General features: G+C 59.9%; 16 protein-coding genes and 1 rRNA gene. 11 read left to right on the forward strand and 6 right to left on the reverse strand.

Annotated elements, in window-relative coordinates:
• Positions 1-21 precede the first annotated feature (21 nt).
• The 5 genes from ED21_RS14265 (at position 22) to ED21_RS14285 (ending at position 10,987) form a co-directional block, all read left to right on the forward strand.
• Positions 22-1,371, forward strand: coding sequence for a multicopper oxidase domain-containing protein (locus ED21_RS14265; RefSeq protein ID WP_156787503.1), 1,350 nt, complete (start codon positions 22-24; stop codon positions 1,369-1,371).
• A 24-nt stretch (positions 1,372-1,395) separates the two neighbouring features.
• Positions 1,396-2,427, forward strand: coding sequence for a multicopper oxidase domain-containing protein (locus tag ED21_RS14270; protein ID WP_006834639.1), 1,032 nt, complete (start codon positions 1,396-1,398; stop codon positions 2,425-2,427).
• Positions 2,424-3,149, forward strand: a complete 726-nt coding sequence (locus ED21_RS14275) for an SCO family protein (RefSeq protein WP_006834640.1) — start codon at positions 2,424-2,426, stop codon at positions 3,147-3,149. The genes ED21_RS14270 and ED21_RS14275 overlap by 4 nt, the downstream gene beginning before the upstream one ends.
• A 390-nt stretch (positions 3,150-3,539) precedes the next feature.
• A complete protein-coding gene (locus tag ED21_RS14280) occupies positions 3,540-4,235 on the forward strand; it encodes a response regulator transcription factor (RefSeq protein ID WP_006834641.1) in 696 nt (231 codons plus the stop codon).
• 335 nt (positions 4,236-4,570) lie between these two features.
• Entirely contained in the window at positions 4,571-10,987 is a 6,417-nt protein-coding gene (locus ED21_RS14285; protein WP_006834642.1) for a peroxidase family protein, read from the forward strand.
• A gap of 222 nt (positions 10,988-11,209) precedes the next feature.
• On the opposite strand, the gene ED21_RS14290 is transcribed toward ED21_RS14285, so the two are convergent.
• The gene (locus tag ED21_RS14290) at positions 11,210-11,743 is read right to left on the reverse strand and encodes a DUF177 domain-containing protein (protein ID WP_006834643.1); all 534 of its coding nucleotides are present in this window, start codon (positions 11,741-11,743) and stop codon (positions 11,210-11,212) included.
• On the reverse strand, positions 11,740-12,258 hold the full coding sequence (locus ED21_RS14295; RefSeq protein WP_006834644.1) for a ubiquinol-cytochrome C chaperone family protein: 519 nt from the start codon (positions 12,256-12,258) through the stop codon (positions 11,740-11,742). Before ED21_RS14295 ends, ED21_RS14290 begins: the two co-directional genes overlap by 4 nt.
• A 176-nt stretch (positions 12,259-12,434) precedes the next feature.
• Between ED21_RS14295 and ED21_RS14300 the strand changes: the two genes are divergently transcribed.
• From ED21_RS14300 to ED21_RS14315, 4 genes are read left to right on the forward strand one after another with little or no spacing between them, the layout of a single operon-like run.
• Positions 12,435-12,905, forward strand: a complete 471-nt coding sequence (locus tag ED21_RS14300) for an outer membrane protein assembly factor BamE (RefSeq protein WP_034922931.1) — start codon at positions 12,435-12,437, stop codon at positions 12,903-12,905.
• A 43-nt stretch (positions 12,906-12,948) separates the two neighbouring features.
• A complete protein-coding gene (hslV, locus tag ED21_RS14305) occupies positions 12,949-13,509 on the forward strand; it encodes an ATP-dependent protease subunit HslV (RefSeq protein ID WP_006834646.1) in 561 nt (186 codons plus the stop codon).
• Positions 13,510-13,517: 8 nt separating this feature from the next.
• Positions 13,518-14,816, forward strand: a complete 1,299-nt coding sequence (gene hslU, locus ED21_RS14310) for an ATP-dependent protease ATPase subunit HslU (RefSeq protein WP_006834647.1) — start codon at positions 13,518-13,520, stop codon at positions 14,814-14,816.
• Positions 14,816-15,220, forward strand: a complete 405-nt coding sequence (locus ED21_RS14315; protein ID WP_006834648.1) for an ACT domain-containing protein — start codon at positions 14,816-14,818, stop codon at positions 15,218-15,220. The genes hslU and ED21_RS14315 overlap by 1 nt, the downstream gene beginning before the upstream one ends.
• A 594-nt stretch (positions 15,221-15,814) precedes the next feature.
• On the opposite strand, the gene ED21_RS15270 is transcribed toward ED21_RS14315, so the two are convergent.
• Complete coding sequence (locus ED21_RS15270; protein ID WP_083800477.1) at positions 15,815-16,402, reverse strand: DUF1579 family protein; 588 nt, start codon at positions 16,400-16,402, stop codon at positions 15,815-15,817.
• 683 nt (positions 16,403-17,085) lie between these two features.
• On the opposite strand from ED21_RS15270, the gene ED21_RS14915 reads away from it, so the two are divergent.
• The gene (locus ED21_RS14915) at positions 17,086-18,762 is read left to right on the forward strand and encodes a bifunctional diguanylate cyclase/phosphodiesterase (protein ID WP_198005873.1); all 1,677 of its coding nucleotides are present in this window, start codon (positions 17,086-17,088) and stop codon (positions 18,760-18,762) included.
• A gap of 52 nt (positions 18,763-18,814) precedes the next feature.
• On the opposite strand, the gene ED21_RS14325 is transcribed toward ED21_RS14915, so the two are convergent.
• The 3 genes from ED21_RS14325 to ED21_RS14335 form a co-directional block, all read right to left on the reverse strand.
• A complete protein-coding gene (locus tag ED21_RS14325) occupies positions 18,815-20,320 on the reverse strand; it encodes a SulP family inorganic anion transporter (protein ID WP_006834650.1) in 1,506 nt (501 codons plus the stop codon).
• A gap of 104 nt (positions 20,321-20,424) precedes the next feature.
• Entirely contained in the window at positions 20,425-22,233 is a 1,809-nt protein-coding gene (locus ED21_RS14330; protein WP_006834651.1) for an ABC transporter ATP-binding protein/permease, read from the reverse strand.
• A gap of 38 nt (positions 22,234-22,271) precedes the next feature.
• Positions 22,272-23,246, reverse strand: coding sequence for an aspartyl protease family protein (locus ED21_RS14335; RefSeq protein WP_034922934.1), 975 nt, complete (start codon positions 23,244-23,246; stop codon positions 22,272-22,274).
• Positions 23,247-23,912: 666 nt separating this feature from the next.
• Here ED21_RS14335 and ED21_RS14340 point away from each other — a divergent pair.
• Positions 23,913-24,387 (forward strand): 16S ribosomal RNA (locus ED21_RS14340); the annotation flags it as partial.

Raw genomic sequence — 24,387 nt, forward strand, 5'->3', positions numbered from 1 at the left:
AGCACTAGGCCGTATGGCGAATTGCGCGACCTGCGAAGGTTAAGCTATTTGCAACGGTATGAGTTTCCTCAAGCGGAACTCGGGGCAAAAACAGGATCGCCGTTCAAGAAGAACAGCCCGCAGGACGACCAGGCGGCAATGCTGGTGCGATCTCTGCGGTCCCTGACTTGGGGCAACAGGAATCTTATCAGCATCTCGCCAACCATATGGGTGGGTAAGATGAAGAGGCGTAGTTTCCTACAATTGAGCGCAGTCGGCGGCACCGTCGCAGCGATGGGAGTTGCGCCTTCGCGGCTGAAGGCCACCGCCACCAATACCGAGACGCATTTCGAGCTGACGATCGAAGAATGCAATGTTGCGCTCATCGACGGCTCGGAAGTCTATTCGCTCCAGTTCTTTCGCGGCTTCGATAATCACAGTCCGGAACTGCGCGTCGACGAAGGCGAGCAAATCACCATTACGGTGACCAATAACGATCATTATCGTCCGCACAGTTTTGTCATCTACGGCGTACCCAACTCCTACATATCCCCGATGCAGCCTGGTGAAACAGGGACTACGACTTTCACGGCACCCACCGGCGGATCCTACATGTATCTCGACGGATCGATGGGGCCCCTGAACCGGCTGATGGGGTTGCATGGCGCCTTTATCGTCGAACCTTCCGATCAAGGCCGTACCCCGGCAGGGGCCGAGACACCTTACTCGCTGGCCGATCAAAATCCGCAGCTCCAGGCTTTGTTCGATGCGTTTGGCAACAACGAGCGCTTTCCAGGCTCGCCATGGCTAGGTCGTGATTTGGACCACGAAAAGCTTTGGCTATTCTCCCAGATCGATCCTTCGTTGAATGCGAGGATGGCTGCTGGAGAAAGCGTGGACCCCCGTACGATACGGGACAATTTCAAGCCGCGCTATTTCACCATTAACGGGCTTTCCGGTTTCGATACCGCCAACCATCACGAAGAAGGCAACGATCTGCATGATGGTCGGGCCGGGCGGATCATGCCTTCGGGGAGGCAGGGCGATCCATGCCTCTTGCGCACGATGAACGCCGGGCTGGCAAATCACGCCGCGCATTGTCACGGCAATCATCCCTTCGAACTGTCGGAAACCGATTGGCAGGGCAATCGCCATATATCCGATAATATCTATGAGGTGGACACCTGGCACCTGCGACCGATGCAGATCCGCGACATGTTGCTGCCGTTCGAGAAGCCGTCGGACATTCCTGACGGGGCCTGGCCTCCCGTCGATGAGCCGTTTCCGCTTCGCTATGTGATGCACTGCCATTTCGAGCTTTCGCAGACCGCTGGCGGTGGAAACTACCCCCAGGGTGCGGTCACCCACTGGGAAATGACAGCACCCCTATGAGCCGGAATAGGCCTGGAGCAGACCATGTTTGATTGGGAAGATACAGCACAAGGCGAGGCGATCACCTACGAGACCTTCGGCTGCAACGTTTTCAAAGCCGCCCCTCTGACGCCCGACCGGCGCGAACCGGACGTGGAGATATGGCGCCTTGGCGCCGAAAACTTCGACCGAAGAGCCCCCGACGGGAGGGAGTTGGAGTTCTGGACCTTTCGCGACACGGATCCCAACAAGCCGTTCCAAAGGCTGGAGCATCCCGCGCCGGTCATGCGTGTGACGGCCGGGCAAATCGTTCATACACATCTGGAGACGGCAAAAGGGGCCCATACGATACATCATCATGGGATCGAACCGACCACCGCCAACGATGGTGTTGGTCACGTCTCTTTCGAGGTCGGTGATTCCTACACGTATCAATGGCGACCGAACCGGGCGGGCACCTTCTTTTACCACTGCCATGTCAACACTGTCCTGCATTTCGAACTTGGCATGTGGGGGGCGCTGATCGTCGATCCACCCCCCGAGGGGGATGGTCTCAATCACCTTTACCTCGATGGGCCAACCTACGATAAAGAGATGATCTGGGCAGCACACGCGGCCGATCCGCGGTGGCATGCAATCGAAGGCCACGACGCGGGCTTATGCGGGCTCGACGTAGGGCTCAACGATTACAATCCGGAGTATTTCCTCCTTTCCGGACAGTGGGGTCATACGGCGCATTTCAATCCGAAGACGGAAGTGGTGGCCGAGGTGGGCGAGAGGGTTCTCATTCGCCTGATCAACGCCAGCTACACCGTGTTGCGGGTCAAATTTACGATGGATGTCGAAATCGTAGGACAAGACGGCGTTTACTGGGGGCGGTCGGCCTGGTGCAATGCCACGCGCATCTTGCCGGCTGGAACCACGATCGAGCTCGTCACCGCGCAGCGATACGATTTTATCGTCCAGCCAACCAAGAAGGGCTATTTCCCGGTCTTCTTCGAATTCCGCGACTGGATCACTCACAAAATTCATAACAACGGCAATGGCCGGTTCAAGGGAAGGATCAGGGTAGTATGAGACATTCACCCATCCGCATCTCGGACTCCTATGTGGTCTCGGAAGAAGAACGCGACGCGCTCGAACAATCGTCGACGCTATTCGGCAGCGCCCAGGTCTCGCCCGACGAAATGGGCGGCTGGTTCGACTATACCGACTGGCGCGACCGTAAGATCGACCGATCGTATTTTCTCGGTCGGTGGACCATGCTCTATTTCGGCTATGCACGCTGTCAGGGATCGTGTCGCGAAGCCGCACCCATGCTGGCAAGAGCGGCCAGCGAGTTGCGCGATTCAGGCTATGCAGCCCGCGCAGCCTTCGTCGATATCGAGGTCCACCCCGTGGCTCCGCCGCAGCCTATCCGTTTGGCGCCTGAGGAGCACGCACATTCCTACAACTGGGCCATGCGGATGGCCCAGTCGGATCTCTACGAGCGCCACGCTGGCCAACTCGATGTCTTGAGCGGAAACCGCGCACAGCTCGCCCAGGCGACTATGGCTTTCCATGTTCTTCGCGAACATACCACTCCGCATCGCGGAGAGAAGACCATGAGCATCAATCACAGCTCGATGGTATACCTTCTCGGAAGGGATACTTTCGTCGCGGCCTACGGCTATCACGATATGGGGGCAGACGCTCTGGTATCGCTAGTGAGGGAGTTGGCAGCGGCCGAACGCAAGACCGTGGACTTTGCTGCAGCTAAGAAACGATATCTGAGGGGCGCCTGCGGCGGCGACGTCTGATCCCGCGACTCGGAGCTCCACAAAGATGGGCTGCAGCCCGGAATCGATTAAAATCACGGGTCGAGAGGCGAATCTTCACGCAGGATTCGCCTCTTTTTGCGCGTAAGCAGGCGTCGGTGAAAGGAGCCTTGCGCGAGACCAATTGCCTGAAACAATGAGAAAATGCTTGTTGGGTTCGACAATGGCAACGAAGCGTTGCATTATGGGAACCCAACCATATGTTGTATAGACGTGCCGTGTCTGGTAATAGATAAAGCGTAATAATAAAAATTACGTATTACCTAATTTAGCAACGTCTAAATTAGGGCCGGGATCAAGAGTTCACGGCGATATAATGTCGCACCGATAATCTCGCGGGTCGCCTCGTGTAGCAAATCATTGGGGCGGGTTATGACCATTGAATCTATCGTTATCGCGGACAGCGATGCTTTGAGCCGTATCGGGCTGAAGTCACTTCTCGAATCGTCGGGGTGTACCGAGTCCACTACGGAAATAGCGAACTTCGCCGACTTGGCCGGCCTGCTTCCGATGGAAGAGGAGTCGGTTCTGGTCGTCGATATTCACCTCGCAGGGCTCGAGGGGCCTGACGGAATCTCGGATCTGATGCGGCGGCATCCCGGAACAAAGCTGTGTGTTCTCGTCGATGTTGCCACTCGGGAGGTTGCTCTCGAATACCTGGCGTCCGGCGTCATGGGATGCATGGCAAAGTCCCGCTCCGCAGAGGAGATCGTCGAGGCGGTCGATGTGATCGCCGATGGCCGGCCGTACCTGTGCAAGTTGACGATCGAGCAGTCGGCCGATGCACCGCGAACACCGCCTATCGGAAAGCTGACGCGCCGCCAGCGCAAGGTCATGGCTGTCATGGCCATGGGAAAATCGAACAAGGAAATCGCGCGCGAACTGGGCATTTGCGAGGGTACCGTAAAAGTGCATGTGAACGCCGCCTATCGCGCTCTGGGCGTCCACAATCGCGTGGCCGCAGTTCGGGCCCTGCAAAACATCCAGCAGCAGCGCGCCAACGACGACGCGCCTGGCCTTCCGTTTTCCGAGCTGGTCGAACCATCAGGCGGTTACGGGCGGTCCTGATCGTCCAAACCTATTTCCTTCGACAAGTTTAAATCTGCCGCGGCGCGAAAGGGCCGCGGCATTTTTCGTGCCGCGACGTTCGTATCTATACCCTTTGATATAAGACTGAAGGCTTACCGATAAACCCAATACATAGGTGGATTGATAATCGTTTTAGTCCGTTAGGCGTGTAGACGGACGGTGCAATAAGTAGGATTAGTGGTCCCACTAAAGCACGAATCATAAAGATCGTGTTCAACGGGGCGCGGAGGGAAATCACAATACTCGATCGGCACAAGTAATTGTGCGAGCGATAGTGCACGCCCTCCGCTGCCATTTGTGGAAGGGGCAGTACGATGGCCGTCAAACTCAACAAGCATGACCTCGAGTTCATTCTCCAGCAGATCAAGATCGCCGAGCGGCACGCGGCCGGTGAAAACCTCGTCGACATTCTCGGCAATTTCCACCTTCCCTACGGCCTTCGTACGGTAGACGGCAGCTACAACAACCTGGTCGAAGGCCGCGAGCGCTGGGGTGCTTCGGACGAGATCATGCCGCGGATGTTCACGCCGAACTATCGCGACGACCAGGACGGCGACATGATGTCGTTCGGTCCCGGCATGACCATTACCAACACGGATTACGGCGCAGCCGGCGACGTTGCCGACGTCGATCCGCGCATCATTTCCAACCTCATCGTTGACCAAACGGCCGGCAACCCTGCCGCGATTTCCGCGGCCCTTACCCAGACCGGTTACGAAGGCGACGCGACGGCGGCGATCCAAGCGTTGCACAGCGCTTGGGCCGACCACGAAAACGGTCTCATGACCTATGAGGAATTCGCTACCCTCGCACTCGATACGTACGGTCTCGAAATGCAGGGTGACACGTTGGTCATACCCAACACCGCGCCTGATGAAGGTCTGTCCTCGCCGTTCAACGCCTGGATGACCTATTTTGGCCAGTTCTTCGATCATGGCCTCGACCTAATCCCGAAGGCAGACAATGGCACCGTCTATGTCCCGCTGCAGCCGGACGATCCGCTGTTCGACGCCGGTCCGGACGGCATTCCGTTCACCGCCGATGACGGCCGTACCAATTTCATGGTGATGACCCGCGCCCAGATCGACGAGAACGGCGAGACAATGAACACGACGACACCGTTCGTCGATCAGAACCAGACCTATGGTTCGCACGCTTCCAAGCAGGTCTTCATGCGCGAATACGAGCTGGTGAACGGCCGGCCCGAAGCGACCGGCCACCTGCTCGAAGGCGTCAATGGCGGTCTTGCGACCTGGGCCGATGTAAAAGCGCAGGCACTCGACGTTCTTGGTATCGTGCTGAGCGATGCGGATGTGCTCGCGCTGCCGCTGATACGCTCCGACCCGTATGGTAACTTCATTCCCGACGAAAACGGCTATCCCCAGGTAGTCGTCGGCATCGGGGCTGATGGTATTCCCAACACCGCCGACGACGTGGTCGTCAGCGGCTCTCCAACTAATCCCGTGCACCTCCTGACCGGGATGGCGGGTGAAATCCCGCCGGAGGGTGTCCCTGAGGGAATGGCCGTCATCCCGGTGCGGACGGCTCATGCCTTCCTCGATGACATCGCCCACAACGCCGTGCCGGTATTCGACGAAGGCAATCTTGCTGCCGACGCCGACACCGATACCGGCAATGCGGTGGCGACCGGCACCCGCGGCGAAAATCTCGAGTACGACAACGAGCTGCTGGATCGCCATTTCATCACCGGCGACGGTCGCGGCAACGAGAATATCGCACTCACGGCTGTCCACCATGTGTTCCACTCCGAACACAACCGCCAGATCGATTCCAACAAGATCGAAATCCTCAAGTCGGGCGATCTCGCCTTCATCAACGAATGGCTCGATGTCGACATCACCGCACCAGAGGTGGCGGGGCTCGCGGCGCTGACCGATGCGCAGCTCGCCGCGTATGGCGAATCCCTCGACTGGGATGGCGAGCGCCTGTTCCAGATGGCGAAATTCTCCACCGAAATGCAGTACCAGCACCTCGTCTTCGAGGAGTTCGGTCGGCGTATCCAGCCGAACATCGATCCTTTCGTGTTCAACACCACGACCGACATCAACCCGGCCATCTTCGCCGAGTTCGCCCACGTCGTGTACCGCTTCGGCCACTCAATGCTGACCGAAGACGTGAACCGCATGTTCCTCAACGATGCCGGTGAGCCGGTCTTCTACGACGAGCTGGGCAACGAAACCCCGGTCACCGACCTGGAAGGCTGGGGCAACAACACCGGCCTGATCGAGGCGTTCCTTAACCCGGTCGACTATGACCTCGATGGCAATATCTCTGCCGAACAGGCCGCAGGGGCCATCTTCCGCGGTCTCAACCGCGAGCAGGGCAACCACATCGACGAATTCGTCACCGACGCCCTGCGCAACAACCTGCTTGGCCTGCCGCTCGACCTCGCCGCGATCAACATCGCCCGCGGTCGCGATACCGGAATGCCGACGCTCAACGAAGCGCGTGCCGAACTCTATGATGCAACCGGTTCGACTTTCCTTACGCCTTACGGCAGTTGGGCCGAGTTCGCCGAGGGGCTGAAGAACCCGCTTTCGGTGATCAACTTCATCGCGGCCTACGGTACGCACCAGACGATCATCGACGCTGGTGACAACGTCGACGCACGCCGCGCTGCGGCAACCGATCTGGTCCTTGGCGGCGGCGCGGTCTCGGAGGCTGATCGCCTTGCCTTCCTGAACGGTCCGGCAGCCGAAACCGGCGTCAACGATATCGACATGTGGATCGGCGGCCTTGCCGAGGCCCCGATGGCCTTCGGCGGCTTCCTTGGCTCAACCTTCAACGCCGTTTTCGAGGCACAGATGGAAGCGCTCCAGGACAACGACCGGTTCTATTACCTGTCGCGTACTCAGGGCCTCAACTTCCTCAACGAGCTCGAGAACAACGCCTTCTCGAAGATGGTCATGGCAAACACCGACATGACCGATCCGGGGCCCGACGGCATTCGCGGTACCGAGGACGATATCCTTAACTACCACAGCCACGTCGACGCCTTCACCATGGCGGACTTCCTCCTGCATGTGGATCCCACGAAGCAGATCGGACCCGATCCGCAACACGATGACGAAGTGCTGAATTCGATCGGCCAGACTTTGGTCCAGCGTGACGATCTCGCGACAGCGGAAGTGGAGGTGAACTACATCAAGTTCATCGGCGCCGACCACACGACCATCAACGGCACGGCCGGTGATGACACCATCATCGCCGGTGGCGGCGACGATGGCATCTGGGGCGGTGCAGGCAACGACCGGATCGAGGGCGGCCACGGGGTCGACCTGATCATCGCCGGTGCTGGCAATGACATCGTCACCGACAGCGGCGACTCCGACGACTTCATCAAGGGCGACGAAGGCGACGACGTTATTGCCAACTCCAACGGTCTCGACGTCCTGATGGGCGGCGACGGCAAGGATGCCTTCATCGTTGGTGTCGACACGACCGAAGTCTTCGGCGGCGAGGGTGACGACTTTATCCTTGGCGGCGAGGACGCCGACTTCCTGCTCGGCAACGAGGGCGATGACTGGATCGAAGGCGGTGGCGGTTTCGACACCACGGCCGGCGACAACTCCGAGCTCTTCTTCAACTCGACGATTATCGGTCACGACGTGATGTTCGCCGGCGACAACGAGCATGACTTCGACGCCGAATCGGGCGACGACATCATGGTCCAGGGCGTCAGCGTGATGCGCAACGAGGGCATGTATGGCTTCGACTGGGCAAGCTACCAGGGTAGCCCCGTTTCGGCCGATGCCGACATGACCGTGGGAATCTTCGTCAACGACCAAGCCAACACGCTCCGTAACCGCTTCGACGGCACCGAGGCGCTGTCCGGTTCGGATCACGACGATATCCTGCGCGGCGATGATCGCGGCTCACCGGATTTGCCTGACTTCGAACTGACGATGGTAAATCACGAGCTCACCCAGGGCGGCCTCAACCGCATCGAAGGCCTGAGGGAAGCGCTCGGGATCGCACCGCAAGGCGATGCGTCGGACGACGAAATCGTGTTCGCAGAGGGCAACGTCCTCTTCGGCGGTGGCGGCAGCGACTATATCGAAGGGCGCGGTGGCAACGACTACATCGATGGCGACATGCGCCTCCACGTCCGCATCTCGATCCTCGACGAGGCCGGCGCGAACGAAATTGCCACGGTGACGAGCCTGAAGAACGTCGTCACCATTGACGGTGTGACCCAATCGCTGGTCTCGCACCTGCTCGAGGGCAATGTCTCGCCCGGGCAGATGCATATCGTTCGCGAGCTCGTGAACGATGGCCAGGAAGGGGATCTGGATACGGCGGTCTACTATGACAACTACGCCAATTATCAGATCACTGCAGCCGAAGGCGGCGGTCTGCTGGTCACCCACATCACGCCTACGGAAGGTGTGGAGGATCCTTTCACCGGACGTTCCCGGCTCTCGGATGGCATGGATACGGTCCGCAACGTGGAATTTTTCCAGTTCGCCGACCAGACCATCAGCGTTGCATCGCTCAATCCCGATGCGACCGGAGCGGCTATCCTGAGCGACAACACGCCGACGGAAGGCCAGGTCATTTCGGCGGATGTTTCCGGCATCACTGACGCCAATGGCATCGTTTCCTCGAGCATCCAGTGGCAGGTTTCGAGCAACGGCGTCGACTGGGTCGATGTCGCTGGCGCGACCGGTCCGGACTTCACGCCGGAAGATCTTGCCGGCACCGCTTTCGGTGCGCAGGCAGGGCTCTTCCTCCGAGCCGCCTTCATGTATGAAGACGGACTGGGCTTCGACAACGTCCTTTACTCGGCGATGACGCAGCCGGTCGGCGTGAACTGGGAAGGCGACGGTCTCGTCAACTTCATCGGCACCGGTGGTGACGATATCGCGGTCGGCAGCGCTGCAGGCGAAAACCTCTGGGGCATGGAAGGCAGCGACAACCTGTCGGGCGGTGCCGGTAACGACCTGCTCAACGGCGGTGTCGGAGCCGATACCACCAGCGGCGGCCTCGGCAACGACGACCACCATGTCGACAATGCCGGAGACGTCGTGCTGGAGGCCGTTGGCGAAGGTACGAACGACCGGGTCCTGTCCTCGGCCACCTATGTCCTCAACGCTGGCGCCGAGATCGAGGTGCTGGTTGCCAAGGGCTCTGCCGATATCGACCTGACCGGTAACGAATTCGACAACGTAGTCTGGGGCAACGCCGGAGCTAACTCGGTCGATGGCGCCGATGGCAACGATAGGGTGTTCGGCCTCGCCGGTGACGATACGGTCGAAGGCGGCGATGGCGATGACGAGCTCTTCGGCGGCGCCGGGGTCGACGTTTCGGATGGCGGGTTGGGCAACGACACCCACCACATCCAGAACGCCGGCGATACGGTGATCGAAGGCGTCGGCCAGGGTGACCTGGACATCGTCCGCAGCAGCGTGAGCTGGGCGCTCACCGCAGGTGCGGAGGTCGAAGTCATGTTCGCCAAGGGTTCGGGCAACATCGACCTTGCCGGCAATGAGTTCAACAACACCATCTGGGGCAATGCCGGCATGAACGTCTTGTCGGGCCTTGAGGGAGACGACGTGCTCTTCGGGGCTGGCGCTGCCGACATGCTGTTCGGTGGTGAAGGCAACGACCAGCTGTTCGGCGGCGTCGCTGCCGACACGATGGACGGCGGGCTCGGTGACGACATCATTCACGTCAACAACGCTGGCGACGTGGTAGAGGAAGCGGTCGGCGAAGGTTTTGACCAGGTCGGGACGACGGTTAATTACGTCCTGACCGCCGGAGCCGAAGTGGAGGTGTTCTTCGCAAAGGGATCCGGCGATATCAACCTGACGGGCAATTCGCTCGCCAATTCCATCTGGGGCAACAATGGGGCGAACACCCTGCAAGGTGGCGCCGGTGACGATGTGATTGGTGGCGGTGCCGGTGACGACACGATCCGCGGCGGTCTCGGCAACGATACGCTGTATGGTGTCGATGGTAACGACCTCTTCGAACAGAGAGGCGCTCTGGATGGTCGTGACTTCGTCAATGGCGGCGCCGGCATCGATACCTGGCAACTGGTCGCAGGCGCCGGCGAGGACTATACGATCTACACCCGCGCAGAAGCACTGGCTGCGGGCATTACCGGGCTGAACATCGCGACAGAGATCGTCGTTACGTTGAATGGTTCCGATAACGCCTCGGTGATTGCAGAGCTCGACAACATCGAAGAAATCGTGGTCGACTCCCTCGATGTAGCCTCCGGTGGAGCAGCCAATGGCGGAACAACTGCCAGCGGTGCCTCGGTGACGGTGGTCGGCGACTTCACGCCAACCAGCCTCGATCTGAACACGATTACGGTCAATGGAGGGAACGGTAACGATGTGGTCGATATCACCCAGCTGACTTCGCCGCACCGGATCAAGTTCGATGCGAGCCTCGGCAGCGATCAGGTTATCGGTGATTTGCGGCCTCAGGATGTCGTCACCTTCGGAGATGATTTCGGAGTTCAGATGCGGCCTGAGAGGATTGGCGAGTTCGATCTCTTCTCGCATGAAGATGGTCGTTCGGACCTGTCCAGCCTGGTCTCGAGCTTCGTGGCCGAAGCCCGGAGTTCAAACCTCAACGCAAGCACTGCGGCGCAAGGCAGCCCGTTTGGCCAAGGCCCGGCGGAGTTCTTAAAGGACGACTTCGGGAGTGTGAAGTTCGCCCCCTTCGAAGACGGACTCTTCGAAACCTTCCTCTTCTGAGGTTGTCCAGCCGGGGTCCGGGTTTCGGCCCGGGTCCCGGTACTTCATTACCAAGGGTTGCTTCTCATCTGTCCGGATGGCGGCGCATTTTCCTTGGAGACAATCCTGGGAGTGCGAAGTCTGCCCCCTCCGAAGGTTTAAACCCTTTGGATTCTTCAATTGCCGGGATGGCTCTTCCGGAGCCCGGGTCGATCCACCCGGGCTCCGGACACTTTTAGACAATCATTTTTTCGTAAGTGCCGCCATCGCCTCGGCTAGCGGACCGCTCGGAGTTCGAGTTTCGTCACTCTCGATGCCGGTTTCTGCGCGCAAAGCGTCGGCCTCTGGACCTTCGCGATAAGGATCGATTGCAAGCGCAAGTTCTTGGGCGATCGCTTCGCCGAGATCGAAAACATCGCCCTCGTATTCGATCTGGTCGAGATCCTCAGCGGTGAGTTCGAATTCCTGATCCTCCTCGTAGTCGCCAAGCAGACCGGCCGGGACGAAATTGAGCGAGAAGGGCTCGCTTACTTCATAGGTGAGGGGATCGCGGGTGACGGCGCAGGGCTGCTCGACGGTTGCGCGGAACGTGCCAACTACCAGCACAGCATCTTCCTTCTGCGCGAAATCGACCTTGGCGGTTAGCGCCTCGATGGCAATGACGCCAAAGCGTTTTGCGAGTGCGGCGCGTTCCTGTGCCGTCGTGTCAATCTTCAACGAGCCTGCAGGAAGGGCACGCGGCTTGACGAGGCGGACGAGTTCGTTGCCATCACTCATGCGGCGATCTCCCCGCGGCGCAGAGCATCGGCATCGGTGCGTTCCAGCCGCCTGTGGAAGCGGATCATCCGTTCGGCCAGGGCGTGGGCCTCGTCTTCCTGCGCCATGGTGACGTTGCGCTTGAGTGCCTCGGCCAGCGCGGCGCGGTCCTCGTCAGCGAGCGCCGCCCGATAGCTGCCCAGCCGGCCGCCCATGCTGCTCATCAACTTGCCGATCCTCTTCCCCACGGTGGGATCGCCAATTCCGGCTTCGCGCAACTGGCCTTCCATATCCTCGACGAACAATTCGGTGACGAGCGCGGTATGCGGGGCGAGGGCTTCGTCCTCCTCCATCCGCAGCATCACGAGGCTGAGGACAAGCGTGATCATGTCGAACCGGCCCTCCACCGTGTCGGCCACGCCGCACATGCGGTACCAGTCGGGTTCGCGCGCCTGCTCGACGATGGCGTGCCACAGGGGGCGCCATTGTTCGCGCGGGTCGCTCTGAGTGCCGAAGAGGCGGGCGAAGAAGGACATGGGATAAGGCTCTCGTTTCGATCTGTTCAGCGGCAATTCAAGCCGCCATCCCCACCGCTTCGCACTTGCCACGTTGCAAGCTGGTGCGCGGCGGTTTAGGGCATCGCTCGCGCATATAGGGCGCAGCGGCCTCAAGGCCAAGCGCGCCAGGAATTACGGAGTTCGAAGCAGTTCCCATGAGGGCCACTAAAATCCTTGCCACAATGGCGCTCGTTGGCGCCGGTCTCAGCCTTGGCGCCTGCTCCTCGATCCGCGAAACACGCGGCTACGTGGTTGATTCGGTGCTCCTCAACACGGTTCAGCCGGGTATCGATAATCAGCGCAGCGTGGAGATGACGCTTGGCCGCCCGACTTTCACCAGCCAGTTTGGGGAACCGACGTGGTATTACGTGTCTTCGACGACGGGGCGGAAACCCTTCGTGCGCCCTAGTATCCGGGAGCATCAGGTACTGGCGGTGAAATTCGGTCCTGACGGCAACGTGATTTCCGCCGACCGCAGCGGTGTGGACCAGGTGGTCTACCTCACGCCCGATGGCGACAAGACGCCGACGCTCGGCCGCGAGCGTGGCTTCCTCGAAGACCTGTTCGGCAATATCGGCACGGTCGGCCAGCCGGGTCTCGGCGGCCAGCAGGGGCCGGGGCGCTAAGGCGCGCCTTGACCGCTATGCTGCGCACCCCATATCGCGCAGCATGAGTGATCAAGACAATCGCCACGGCCTCGTCCAGTGGCACGGAACCACCATCATCGGTGTGCGCAAGGGCGACCGTATCGTCGTTGCCGGAGACGGACAGGTCTCCATGGGCAACACGGTGATGAAGCCCAACGCCCGCAAGGTTCGCCGCATCGGCGAAGGCGGCAAGGTCGTGGCAGGCTTCGCCGGCGCCACGGCTGATGCCTTCACCCTGTTCGAGCGGCTGGAAAAGAAGCTGGAACAGTACAATGGCCAGCTCCTGCGCGCCGCGGTCGAGCTGACCAAGGACTGGCGCACGGACAAGTACCTGCGCAATCTGGAAGCGCTGATGATCGTCGCGGACAAGGAGAACCTCCTCGTCCTCACCGGCAATGGCGACGTGCTCGAACCCGAAGGAGGGATCACTGCCATCGGTTCAGGCGGCAATTACGCGCTCGCCGCGGCCAAGGCCATCGCCGAATACGAAGACGATCCGGAGACCATTGCCCGCAAGGCAATGAAGGTCGCCGCAGACATCTGCGTCTTCACCAATGGCAATGTGACCCTCGAAGAGGTCTGAGAGAATTCATGGACAATCTGACACCCAAGGCGATCGTCGCCGCACTGGACGAACACATCATCGGCCAGAAGGACGCCAAGCGCGCGGTCGCCGTGGCGCTTCGCAATCGCTGGCGCCGCCAGCGTCTCGACCGTGATTTGCGCGACGAGGTGACGCCCAAGAACATCCTGATGATCGGCCCCACCGGCTGCGGCAAGACCGAGATCAGCCGCCGTCTCGCCAAGCTGGCCGAGGCTCCCTTCGTGAAGGTGGAGGCGACCAAGTTCACCGAAGTCGGCTATGTCGGCCGCGACGTCGAACAGATCGCCCGCGACCTCGCCGAAGAAGCCATCCGCCTCGAAAAGGAACGCCGCCGCGAGGCCGTGCGCGACACCGCCAGTCAGGCCGCGATGGAGCGCCTGCTCAATGCGCTGGTCGGCGAGAACGCCAGCGAGGCCACCCGCGAGGCCTTTCGCGAACGCATCGTCCAGAACGCGATGAACGACACCGAAGTCGAAATAGATGTGAAGGACCACCCGCAGTCGAACATGGAAATTCCCGGCATGCCCGGCAATGTCGGCATGATCGACCTTTCCGATATGCTCGGCAAGGCGATGGGCAAATCCAACCTCAAGCGCCGCAAGCTGAAGGTCCCCGATGCGTGGGACCGGCTGGTGGAGGAAGAGGCCGAAAAGCGCATGGACCAGGACGATGTGAACCGCGTCGCGCTGGAGAATGCGGAGACTAACGGCATCGTCTTCCTCGACGAGATCGACAAGATTGCGGTGAGCGATGTGCGTGGCGGTTCGGTCAGCCGCGAAGGCGTGCAGCGCGACTTGCTGCCTCTGATCGAAGGCACGACTGTGGCCACCAAATATGGTCCGATGAAGACCGACCACGTCCTCTTCATCGCGTCGGGCGCGTTCCATGTCTCCAAGCCTTCGGACATGCTTCCCGAACTGCAGGGCCGCCTGCCCATCCGTGTCGAGCTGCGCGCGCTGACCGAGGAAGACTTCGTGCGCATCCTCACCGAAACGCGCGCCAATCTCGTGCAGCAGTACAAGGCGCTGATCGGGACCGAGGAGGTCACGCTCGACATCACCGACGATGCGATCACCGAGGTCGCGAAGATTGCCGCGCGCGTGAACGAAAGCGTCGAGAACATCGGCGCCCGGCGCCTGCAAACGGTGATGGAACGCCTGCTCGAGGACATCAGCTTCGAGGCCGAAGAGCACAAGGGCGAGACCATCACGGTCGACGCGGCCTATGTGCGCGAGCGGCTGGATGATTTGTCGGGCGATACCGACCTTAGCAAATACATCCTCTAATGGCCAGGCCGGTGCGCGACAGGGAGGCGATGATCGCCGCCATGGAACCCCGGCTCGATACGCAGGCGTGGCGCTTCGTCCTCGTGACCCCCGACACCGCGCCGCAGCTATTGGGCGCAGCCATCGGGACCTTCCGCGAGGACGAGGGTGTCACGGCCATCGTGACGTCTGGGCTGGCGCATGAACTGGGCATCGAGGGCCCGGACTTCGCACGCATCACGCTGATGGTGCATTCGGACCTAGAGGGCGTGGGACTGACGGCTGCCGTGGCAAGCGCGCTCGCAGATGCGGGGATCGCCTGCAACATGGTCGCGGCGTTTCACCACGATCATGCCTTTGTGCCTCGAGCGCGAGGAGAGGAAGCACTTCAAATGCTGCTAGGTTTGGCCGCGTCCGCGACTTGATTGGCGGGATTCGGCCCACAAAAAAAGCGGACATATTCGAACGACTGCTAACGACCCGAAAGCGGACCTTAGCAGATCAGGTTTTCTCAACGCTTCGAGCAAGAGTTTTAAACCGAGTGCCATCATCCTGACGAACGGTAATCGTCAGATTACCTCCCTTGCTGCGATTAAGGTCTTCCACCAGTCCTGTCTTGCCTTTGTGCACTCCGGCATTGCCTTGCATCTTTCGCCATTCACCACCTGCGCTTGCTCGTCAGGCATCGTGTCCTCCTACGCGCTCGATCGATTTTGTCGTCGCTTACGCGCAGAAACTAGCAGGAATGAGAGGAGATTGCATGCGAGAGACTGCTTCCCACCCGTGACCGGTTAGCTGAGCTGAACTTGAGTCAGAAGCAGACTATCGAGCGACGTCTCCGTTGCAGGCAAAGCATAAAATCCATTGGCAGGATCTGCTACAAGCTCTCGTGGACGAGCCTTAGTCTCGATGGCACTTCAATACAAACCAACGATCCTAGGTCGGCATTCGGTCACAAGGTTACTGTTCACCTAGCTTAACTGGCCAAGATTTATTCTCTAACGCGAGGCTGTCGGACTCTAATACCTGTCGTAGATCAATTCCATCCAGCGCCACTCATTGCCTATTTCATCTGGCGAGAAGTATTCGTGGATCTCACGCGAACCTTGCCGTCGTATCTCAATTCGAAGTGGTGTTTCGACGCCCTGAGTTCGGTTCGTAACGCTACCTTCGAGGACTCCGGTAGAGTCCTGCGATAGCGATCCATAAAGTAGGGCGACGCCTGTGCTCGTAGTATCCATCCAGATATACCAATGCTTGTTCAAAGACGTATCGAACCCTGTCAAGCCGCGCCCTTGGTACGGGTAATCTGATCCTGGATCACTGCTAACTACCAGTTCGAGCACCCGATTTCCGAGGACCATGCGCCTTTGCGCATTCAATCGTGTGACAATTGGTTCGGCTTCTTGCGAGGACCAGTATCGGGATTGTAGCGAAAACTCACCCTCTTGCTCGGCAAGAGCAGAGTGCTCGGATGTCAATGCTGGCGGATATTGTTCAGTCCGAGAATCTGAGGACGATCGCGCTTCAATAGATTGGTCTGCTGGCATGGCCGCAGAAAAAATCACCGCAAAAAAAGTCGCCGCTAAACGTTCAAGACCCTGCATGGGGAAGACCTCAAAAACTACTGCGAGCTTACACCAGCTTGGTGGGCCACGCTAGTTGAGGCTTCGTAGCTGCGAATTTGCTGGCCACCCGCGATTCCCGCTTTCTCCCCATCTAGGGATGCCTTCACCGAGCTAGCGCTGTGCCACGAGCGGACGGGCGGCTAACGACCCGAGATCAGTCCTTCCTATGGGGCAGCCCCAAAATATGAGAGGGCTGGCAGCTATCGGCTCTCGCTGCAAATATTGGGTTGGCGGATAGCGCCCCAGTAGTGAACGCTATCTCAGTGGAGATATTTCGCATCTCAAATACTTGTCCAGGGGCGACGCCGCTTACATCAATCCGTGGTATGCGAGCTCGATGTAAGAGGATGAAATGGGCGTTCGATTATATCTTTTTTACCTTTAACCACTAACCCGCTTTCATGGCTAACGAGGGTGAAGCTCACGCGACTCATCCGGTTTGTGATGTAGAGTCAGCACAGATCGAAGAGCGCTACCGCGGTCTGCGCAAGCAGATCCCGCTTTTGTATGTCCTAGCCGCGTCAAGCATCGTTGGACTCAGCCTTTCCACGAGCGGCGTGTTAGAATCCATGCTCGGCCTGCCGGGCCTACTGACCGCCCTAATAATTTGGCGCTTTTTCTTTTGGATCAGAGTCCAACATCATCCGATTAGGCCCGATCAGATGAAATCGCAGATCAGAACGTCTCGGTTGTTGGCGGTTGTTATTGCCGGCGGATATTCGCTTTGGGCACATTATTTGATTTGGCAGTTCCCCGATAGCTCCACCGCGATCATATTTTTTGCCAGCCTCTCGGCGATTGGATGTGCGTTCGCTCTGTCGTCCGATCCGCCAGCAGCATCGGCTCCTCTCTTCCTGCTTGGATTGCCCCTTGCAGCGGATCTCATTCTCTTTGGGAGCGGGCCGCGGCTTGGCATGGGGGTCAGTCTGCTTCTGGTTTTGTTGCTGACCTACCGGATGGTCCGCTTGCAGAACCAGAACGTGGGCGATCTTGTTTCCTCCCGTCTGAGCCTCGAGGTCGAGCGCAATCGCGCCCGCGACGCGGAACGCTCTGCTCAAAAGCAGGCCTCGACTGACCCGTTAACAGGTATCGCCAACAGGCGCGCTCTCACTCGAGCGCTGGGCGATCATACATCGAAAGAGGCGGGCGACATCGCAATCGCCTCCATCGATCTTGATGGTTTCAAGCCCATCAACGATGTCTTCGGACATGATACAGGCGACATCGCGTTAGCGTGCATTGCGACGCGTCTTGTCGAAAAATTTGGCAGTGAGAGCCTCGTGGCCCGCATGGGCGGCGATGAGTTCGCTATCCTGTGGATGGGTCCTGGAGCCCGGACGAACGCACTCAGCGCGCTTCCAGAGCTCACCGCGGCAATAAGCGAACCGCTTGAGGCCGGAGGGCGAACACTTAGAATTGGCGGGTGCGTCGGCGTCGCTATGGGAGACGGGTCTGGTCAGGAACCTAGCGCGTTGCTGAGCCAGGCCGACGCTGCTCTTTACGAGGCAAAGGCAAAGGGGAGCGGAAAATCGGCGGTCTTTTCCGACGAACTCTCTCGGAGCCACGAACGCCGGTTGGTTATCGAGACGGCAGTCAGGGACTCCACTCTGCTTTCCGAAATGGAAGTAGTCTACCAGCCCATACGAGCAGCGGAGACGGGGGACCTAGTCGCGTGCGAAGCTCTGGCGAGGTGGACAAGTCCTCTGCTCGGCGAAGTCAGCCCAAGCGAGTTTATCCCGATTGCAGAACAGATGAACATGATTTCTGCAATTACAGAACGGACGCTTGAGCTTGCAGTGTGTTGCGCTTGTGATTGGCCCGCACAGATCACGCTTTCGTTCAACGTAAGCGCGGTTTACTTGTGCTGGGAGGATGCCTCCCAAACCATCTTATCGATCATGGCGAGATCGGGCTTGCCTGCTGCTCGGATGCAGTTGGAAGTGACCGAGACCGCTGTCTTGACCGAGTTTGACGTTCCTCGACAGAACCTTGCCGCTCTGCGGTCGGCAGGCGCGCGCATTGCGCTCGATGACTTCGGTGCTGGAAATGCCTCGATCTCCTATCTGCGCGAAATGAACTTTGATGCAGTGAAGTTCGATGGATCTCTCATTGTTGATATAGCTACGGATGCTCGACGGCAAAGACTGCTGGGGGGGCTGGTCAAGCTCTGTAAATCTCTAGGTGCCGCTAGCACCGCAGAACACGTCGCGTCGGTTAAGGATCTCACAATGGTGCGAAGCTTGGGATGCGACAATGTGCAAGGCTACCTGGTAGGCCGGCCATGTGTGATGAATGGCTCCGTATTGCGCAAATTGCTAACCGAGAGGCGGGCGGCATAGCGGTCTGAGCCGATGCAGTGTCTGCTTTCCACCGCAATAGCTGCCTGTCCGCTCACGGATGTGGCGCCAGTCCGATCTCCACGCCTGTCTTGTCCGTCAGTGCGAATTTGTCGACGAGGTCGCTGCTCGCGCGGTTGAGGCCCACGACCTGCACGCTGCGGCCGTTGCGGCGCATGCGTTCAACCACCTTGTCGAGCGCGCCAATGGCCGAAATGTCCCAGAAGTGGGCCTTGCTAACGTCGATGATGACGTGGTCCGCCGGATCGGGCTGGGTGCTTTCGGGGCCCAATGCAGCTTCGAAACGCTCGACGCTGGCGTAGAAGATCTGGCCCTTGGCACGGTAGGTGGCAGTGTCGCCGTCGCGCTCGCGCACGACCTCAAACATGGTCATCACCTTGTGGGTGAAGAACACGCCCGACAGCACCACGCCTGCCAGCACGCCCAGCGCGAGATTGTGCGTAGCGACCACGACCACCACCGTCGCCAGCATGACGACGGAGGATTGCCACGGGTGCTTGGTTACGTTCGGGATCGAGTTCCACGAGAAGGTCCCGATCGACACCATGATCATGATCGCCACCAGCGCGGGCATCGGCACCTGTCCGACAAGGTCGCCGAGCACGGCGAGCAGGATCAACAGCGAAAGGCCCGCAGTAAAGGTCGACAGGCGTCCACGTCCGCCGCTGGTCACGTTGATGACCGACTGGCCGATCATCGCGCAGCCGCCCATGCCGCCGAACATCGCTGCTACGACATTGGCAACGCCCTGGCCAGCGCTCTCGCGGCGCTTGTTCGAGCCGGTGTGCGTCATGTCGTCGACGATCTGCGCGGTCAGCAGCGATTCCAATAGGCCGACGGCCGCCATGGTCGCCGAATAGGGGGCGATGATAGCCAGCGTTTCCCACGTCAGCGGCACATCGGGCAGCATGAAATAGGGCAGGCCTTCCGGCAGCTCGCCCATGTCCGACACGGTGTTGACCGGCGCGTCGAGCCAGATGGTCAGCGCCGTCAGTACGATAATCGCAATCAGCGGGCTTGGGATGGCCGTGGTGAAGCGCGGAATGATGTAAATCATCGCCAGGCCGGCGATGACCATGGCGTAGGTCATCCAGCCGATGCCTGCATTGCCCGGGTCGAGCTGCGGCAACTGCGCCATGAAGATCAAGATCGCGAGAGCATTGACGAAGCCCGTAATGACCGAGCGGCTGACGAACTGCATTAGCAAGTCGAGCCGGAGGAGGGCGGCGAGGCCCTGGAAGATGCCCATCAGGATCGTCGCGGCGAAGAGGTATTCCACCCCGTGATCGCGCACCAGCGGCACGACCACCACGGCGACTGCGGCCGTCGCGGCGCTGATCATGCCCGGACGCCCGCCGGTAAAGGCGATGACCATTGCAATCGCGACCGAGGCATAAAGGCCGACACGCGGATCGACGCCCGCGATGATCGAGAAGCCGATGGCCTCCGGAATCAAGGCGAGGGCGACGACAATGCCGGCCAGCACGTCTGCACGGATGTTGGAGAACCAGTCGCGTTTGATCGCGCCGAGGTTGGGCATGTTTTTCGTCCAGCTATATAAGGAGGGCGCGCGTTAGCACCCGGAAGGTCTGGGCGCTACCTAGCGATTGTGCAGTGCGGCACAACCCCGCAAACCCCGCATAGCTATTCGATCGCCGCTTCCTCGGCCTGCTGGCGCGCCCACATCTCGGCGTAGAGGCCGTCGTGCCGCAGCAGTTCGCCATGCGTGCCGATCTCGGCCAGCTTGCCGTGGTCAAGCACGAGGATCCGGTCGGCATCGGCAATGGTCGACAGGCGATGCGCGATGGCCAGCGTGGTACGATGAGCGCTGATTTGCTTCAGCGTGCGCAGGATGTCCTGCTCGGTCCGGCTGTCCAGGGCGCTGGTCGCCTCGTCCAGCAGAAGGATCGGCGGATCCTTCACCAGGGTGCGTGCAATGGCGACACGCTGCTTCTCGCCGCCCGAAAGCTTAAGCCCGCGCTCGCCGACTTCTGTGTCGAACCCGTCGGGCAGGCGTTTGATGAAGGGCAGGATGGACGCTGCACGCGCAGCGGCGAGGATGTCCTCGTCCTCTGCCCCCTCGCGTCCGTAGGCAATGTTGTAGCCGATGGTGTCGTTGAACAGCACGCTGTCCTGCGGGACGATACCGATATGCGCGCGCAGGCTTTCCTGCGTGACGGTAGTGATATCCTTCCCGTCTACAAGAATGCGCCCCTTCTGCGGATCGTAGAAACGGAACAGCAGCCGCGCGATGGTGCTCTTGCCCGCGCCCGAGGGCCCGACGATGGCGAGGTTGCTTCCCGCCGGGACTTCGAAGGTCAGGCCATGAAGGATGGTGCGCTCCGGCTCGTAACCGAAATGGACATGGTCGAAGGTGATAGTCGGACGTCTCACTACGAGAGCCGGCGCGCCGGGCTTGTCCTCGACCTCAACCTGCGTATCGATCAGATGGAACATCTCCGCCATGTCGACCAGCCCCTGGCGGATCGTGCGGTACACCCAACCAAGCAGGTCGAGCGGGCGGAAAAGCTGCATGAGGTAGGTGTTCACGAAAACGAGATCCCCGACGGTCAGTTCGCCGCGGCTCCAGCCCCAGACGGTGTAGGCCATCGCGCCCGCCATCAGCGCGTTGGTAATGAGGGCCTGCACGATATTGAGCATACCAAGCGAAGCATCGGACTTGATGGCCGCTTCGCTATAGGCGCGCGCGGCCTTGGCGTAGCGCGCCTCCTCGCGGTGCTCGGCCCCGAAATATTTGACTGTCTCGTAATTGAGCAGGCTGTCCACCGCGCGGCTGAGCGCCTGCCCGTCGAGATCGTTCATGTCGCGGCGAAGCTTGGTGCGCCACTCGGTGATTTGCCGGGTCACCACTATATATAGGACGACGGTGACCGCGGTGGCGGTGACCAGCCCCCATCCGAAATTGATGTAGAAGATCACGCCGACCGCGGTCAGCTCGATGATCGTGGGTGCGATGTTGAAGAGCAGGAAGTAGAGCATGGAATCGATGCTCTTGGTCCCGCGCTCGATGACCTTGGTGACCTCCCCCGTTCTTCGCGACAGGTGGAAGCGCAGCGACAGGCGGTGGAGCCGGTGGAATACGTCCTCCGCCAGCGAGCGGGTGGCTTCCTGGCCGACGCGCTCGAAGACGATATTGCGCAGATTGTCGAAAGCGGTGCCGGCAAACCGTCCCAAGCCGTAGGCAAGGACCAGCGCCATCGCGACCATTGCGGCCTCGCTCCCCGGCGTCGACATGGCATCGACGGCGTTCTTATAGGCGAAGGGGAGGGCGAGGACCGTTCCCTTCGCCAGCAGCACGAGCACAAGCGCAAAGGCGATCCGCTTGCGCAGGCCCGGATTGTCCCTGGGCCATAGATAGGGAAGAAAACGCTTCAGCGTTGCCCAGCTTTCGGCGTCCTGCCGCTGGTCGGAAGTAATCGTGTCGGGCGGCATGGACCGCTATCTGGGGTAAGCCATCCCGATTGCCAAGGTCAGCCGCCCAGACGCGTGGCGCGCTGGTTAAATCGCATCAGGCTTTCGCGTGGCATATTGCCGGGCAGGTCGAACATCACGCGTCGTGAGGCAAAATCGATTGCAATCCGCTCGAACACGCGAAGATTACCCATGCCGAGGATGAGCGCCGGCTTGTCGCCAAAGCCGAGTGCCTCGAGCGCGGGACTGTCGGCAAAACCGATGGGGATGTTCTCCAGCGCGATCTCTGCGATCTGCAGCCGCTTGCCGTAGGCGATATTTCCGTTGAGCTGGAAACCGTTGACATCGGTCGCGGTGAACTTGGCGCCTTCGCGTGCGCGCAGGCGGGACAGGAGGGCGAGGTTGCCGACGCTGTTCTGTGCGCCGGTATCGATGATGACCGCGATCTTCACCCCGTCGAGCTTGGCGTTGGTGATGATCATCTGGCCCAGCCTTTCGCGGGCGCGCACGACGATTTCGTATCCATACCGGCCGCCCGCTTGCTCCGCGTCCATCACCGTCATGCGCTGCTCGGCGAAATCGATGAGCACCCGCATGTCCTGCAAGGTATCGAGGCCGAGGATGCCATCGGCTCCGACGTGCTTGCGCTCCAGCAGCGGCGAGGTGAGCCCGCTGAGCGTACGGTCGGCAAATTCGAGGCGGTCGATGGCGATCGTGTCGACCATCCGTTTCGATCCCATCGCCACCAGAAGCGCGCGGCCGGAGGGTTCCAGCTCGAGATCCGAAGTGATGCGCGAAGTGACGACCGTTGCCTGCGCGCCGGTGTCGATGAAGAAGCGGTAGGGGCCGCGCCCATCGATGCTGACCGGCACGGTCATGCGTTCGTAACGGTCCCGGTCGAAGGCGATGTCTATGGCATCGTCTTGTGCGACGCCGGGATCCTCGCTCGTGGCAACACCTTGAGTCCCTTGCGCCGCGAGGGGGCTCAGGCTGAACAGGGTGGCGCCGGTAAGCGCGAGCACTCTTGATTTCATCGCACGTCTCCTCGAAGGCGGCGCACTCGCACAGCGGAGCGCTGCCCGTCGGTTCCTATGTAGCACAGGGTGGGGCGGGCGCCGAATTCCATAGAGGGTGCGTTGCCGCGATCAGCCTGGCGGCGGTGAACCGCGATGCACCCCAACCCGAAGGCCTTGAAGAATGCCGATCGGTCCCCATATGGAATTGCGAGAGAATTGGGCGCGAAGCCGTGCAAATCGGCGGGTTTGGTAATCGGGTCAAAAAACTTTCAAAAAAAACCCATTGACGGAATCCTTGGTCGCGCCTAGATGGCCCTCACCGACGCGGCGCTGACGGTTTCAACCGCTCCGCTGGGTTGGTCGCCATATAGATACGGACAGCCGCTCCCCCGGTTTAGATCGGGGCACATTGGTTGTCCGCTAGTTCTGTCTCTGGCGGTTCTTTGACATTGTTAGTTTTTGATGAAGGGACATGTGGGCGACGGCGCCCGGTCCGGGGACCTCAAGGCTCCGAGTACCGGTTAATTCAAGCCGATTGCCACATCCTTCCAGGCTCCACAGTCTGGTTGCGATGATGCATGTTCATTCGTATCCATTACGTTTGACAGTGCAGGTATCGGCTCCTTGAAGCTCATGCCTAGCGGGTTGGCGGTCTTCGGACTGTGCCTGCTTAGTATGTGACACAAACTTGAGAGTTTGATCCTGGCTCAGAACGAACGCTGGCGGCATGCCTAACACATGCAAGTCGAACGAACCCTTCGGGGTTAGTGGCGCACGGGTGCGTAACGCGTGGGAACCTGCCTTTAGGTTCGGAATAACTCAGAGAAATTTGAGCTAATACCGGATAATGTCTTCGGACCAAAGATTTATCGCCTTTAGATGGGCCCGCGTTAGATTAGATAGTTGGTGGGGTAATGGCCTACCAAGTCGACGATCTATAGCTGGTCTGAGAGGATGATCAGCCACACTGGGACTGAGACACGGCCCAGACTCCTACGGGAGGCAGCAGTGGGGAATATTGGACAATGGGCGAAAGCCTGATCCAGCAATGCCGCGTGAGTGATGAAGGCCTTAGGGTTGTAAAGCTCTTTTACCAGGGATGATAATGACAGTACCTGGAGATAGCTCCGGCTACTCCGTGCCAGCAGCCGCGGTAATA

This window comes from Erythrobacter sp. SD-21 (genome assembly GCF_000181515.1).
Lineage (GTDB): Bacteria > Pseudomonadota > Alphaproteobacteria > Sphingomonadales > Sphingomonadaceae > Qipengyuania.

Bases quoted from the DNA above. Each gene is read 5' to 3' on its own strand.
- ED21_RS14270 (WP_006834639.1), top strand. From the start codon at position 1,396: ATGTTTGATTGGGAAGATACAGCACAAGGCGAGGCGATCACCTACGAG.
- ED21_RS14275 (WP_006834640.1), top strand. From the start codon at position 2,424: ATGAGACATTCACCCATCCGCATCTCGGACTCCTATGTGGTCTCGGAA.
- ED21_RS14280 (WP_006834641.1), top strand. From the start codon at position 3,540: ATGACCATTGAATCTATCGTTATCGCGGACAGCGATGCTTTGAGCCGT.
- ED21_RS14285 (WP_006834642.1), top strand. From the start codon at position 4,571: ATGGCCGTCAAACTCAACAAGCATGACCTCGAGTTCATTCTCCAGCAG.
- ED21_RS14290 (WP_006834643.1), bottom strand. From the start codon at position 11,743: ATGAGTGATGGCAACGAACTCGTCCGCCTCGTCAAGCCGCGTGCCCTT.
- ED21_RS14295 (WP_006834644.1), bottom strand. From the start codon at position 12,258: ATGTCCTTCTTCGCCCGCCTCTTCGGCACTCAGAGCGACCCGCGCGAA.
- ED21_RS14300 (WP_034922931.1), top strand. From the start codon at position 12,435: ATGAGGGCCACTAAAATCCTTGCCACAATGGCGCTCGTTGGCGCCGGT.
- hslV (WP_006834646.1), top strand. From the start codon at position 12,949: ATGAGTGATCAAGACAATCGCCACGGCCTCGTCCAGTGGCACGGAACC.
- hslU (WP_006834647.1), top strand. From the start codon at position 13,518: ATGGACAATCTGACACCCAAGGCGATCGTCGCCGCACTGGACGAACAC.
- ED21_RS14315 (WP_006834648.1), top strand. From the start codon at position 14,816: ATGGCCAGGCCGGTGCGCGACAGGGAGGCGATGATCGCCGCCATGGAA.
- ED21_RS15270 (WP_083800477.1), bottom strand. From the start codon at position 16,402: ATGCAGGGTCTTGAACGTTTAGCGGCGACTTTTTTTGCGGTGATTTTT.
- ED21_RS14915 (WP_198005873.1), top strand. From the start codon at position 17,086: ATGAAATCGCAGATCAGAACGTCTCGGTTGTTGGCGGTTGTTATTGCC.
- ED21_RS14325 (WP_006834650.1), bottom strand. From the start codon at position 20,320: ATGCCCAACCTCGGCGCGATCAAACGCGACTGGTTCTCCAACATCCGT.
- ED21_RS14330 (WP_006834651.1), bottom strand. From the start codon at position 22,233: ATGCCGCCCGACACGATTACTTCCGACCAGCGGCAGGACGCCGAAAGC.
- ED21_RS14335 (WP_034922934.1), bottom strand. From the start codon at position 23,246: ATGAAATCAAGAGTGCTCGCGCTTACCGGCGCCACCCTGTTCAGCCTG.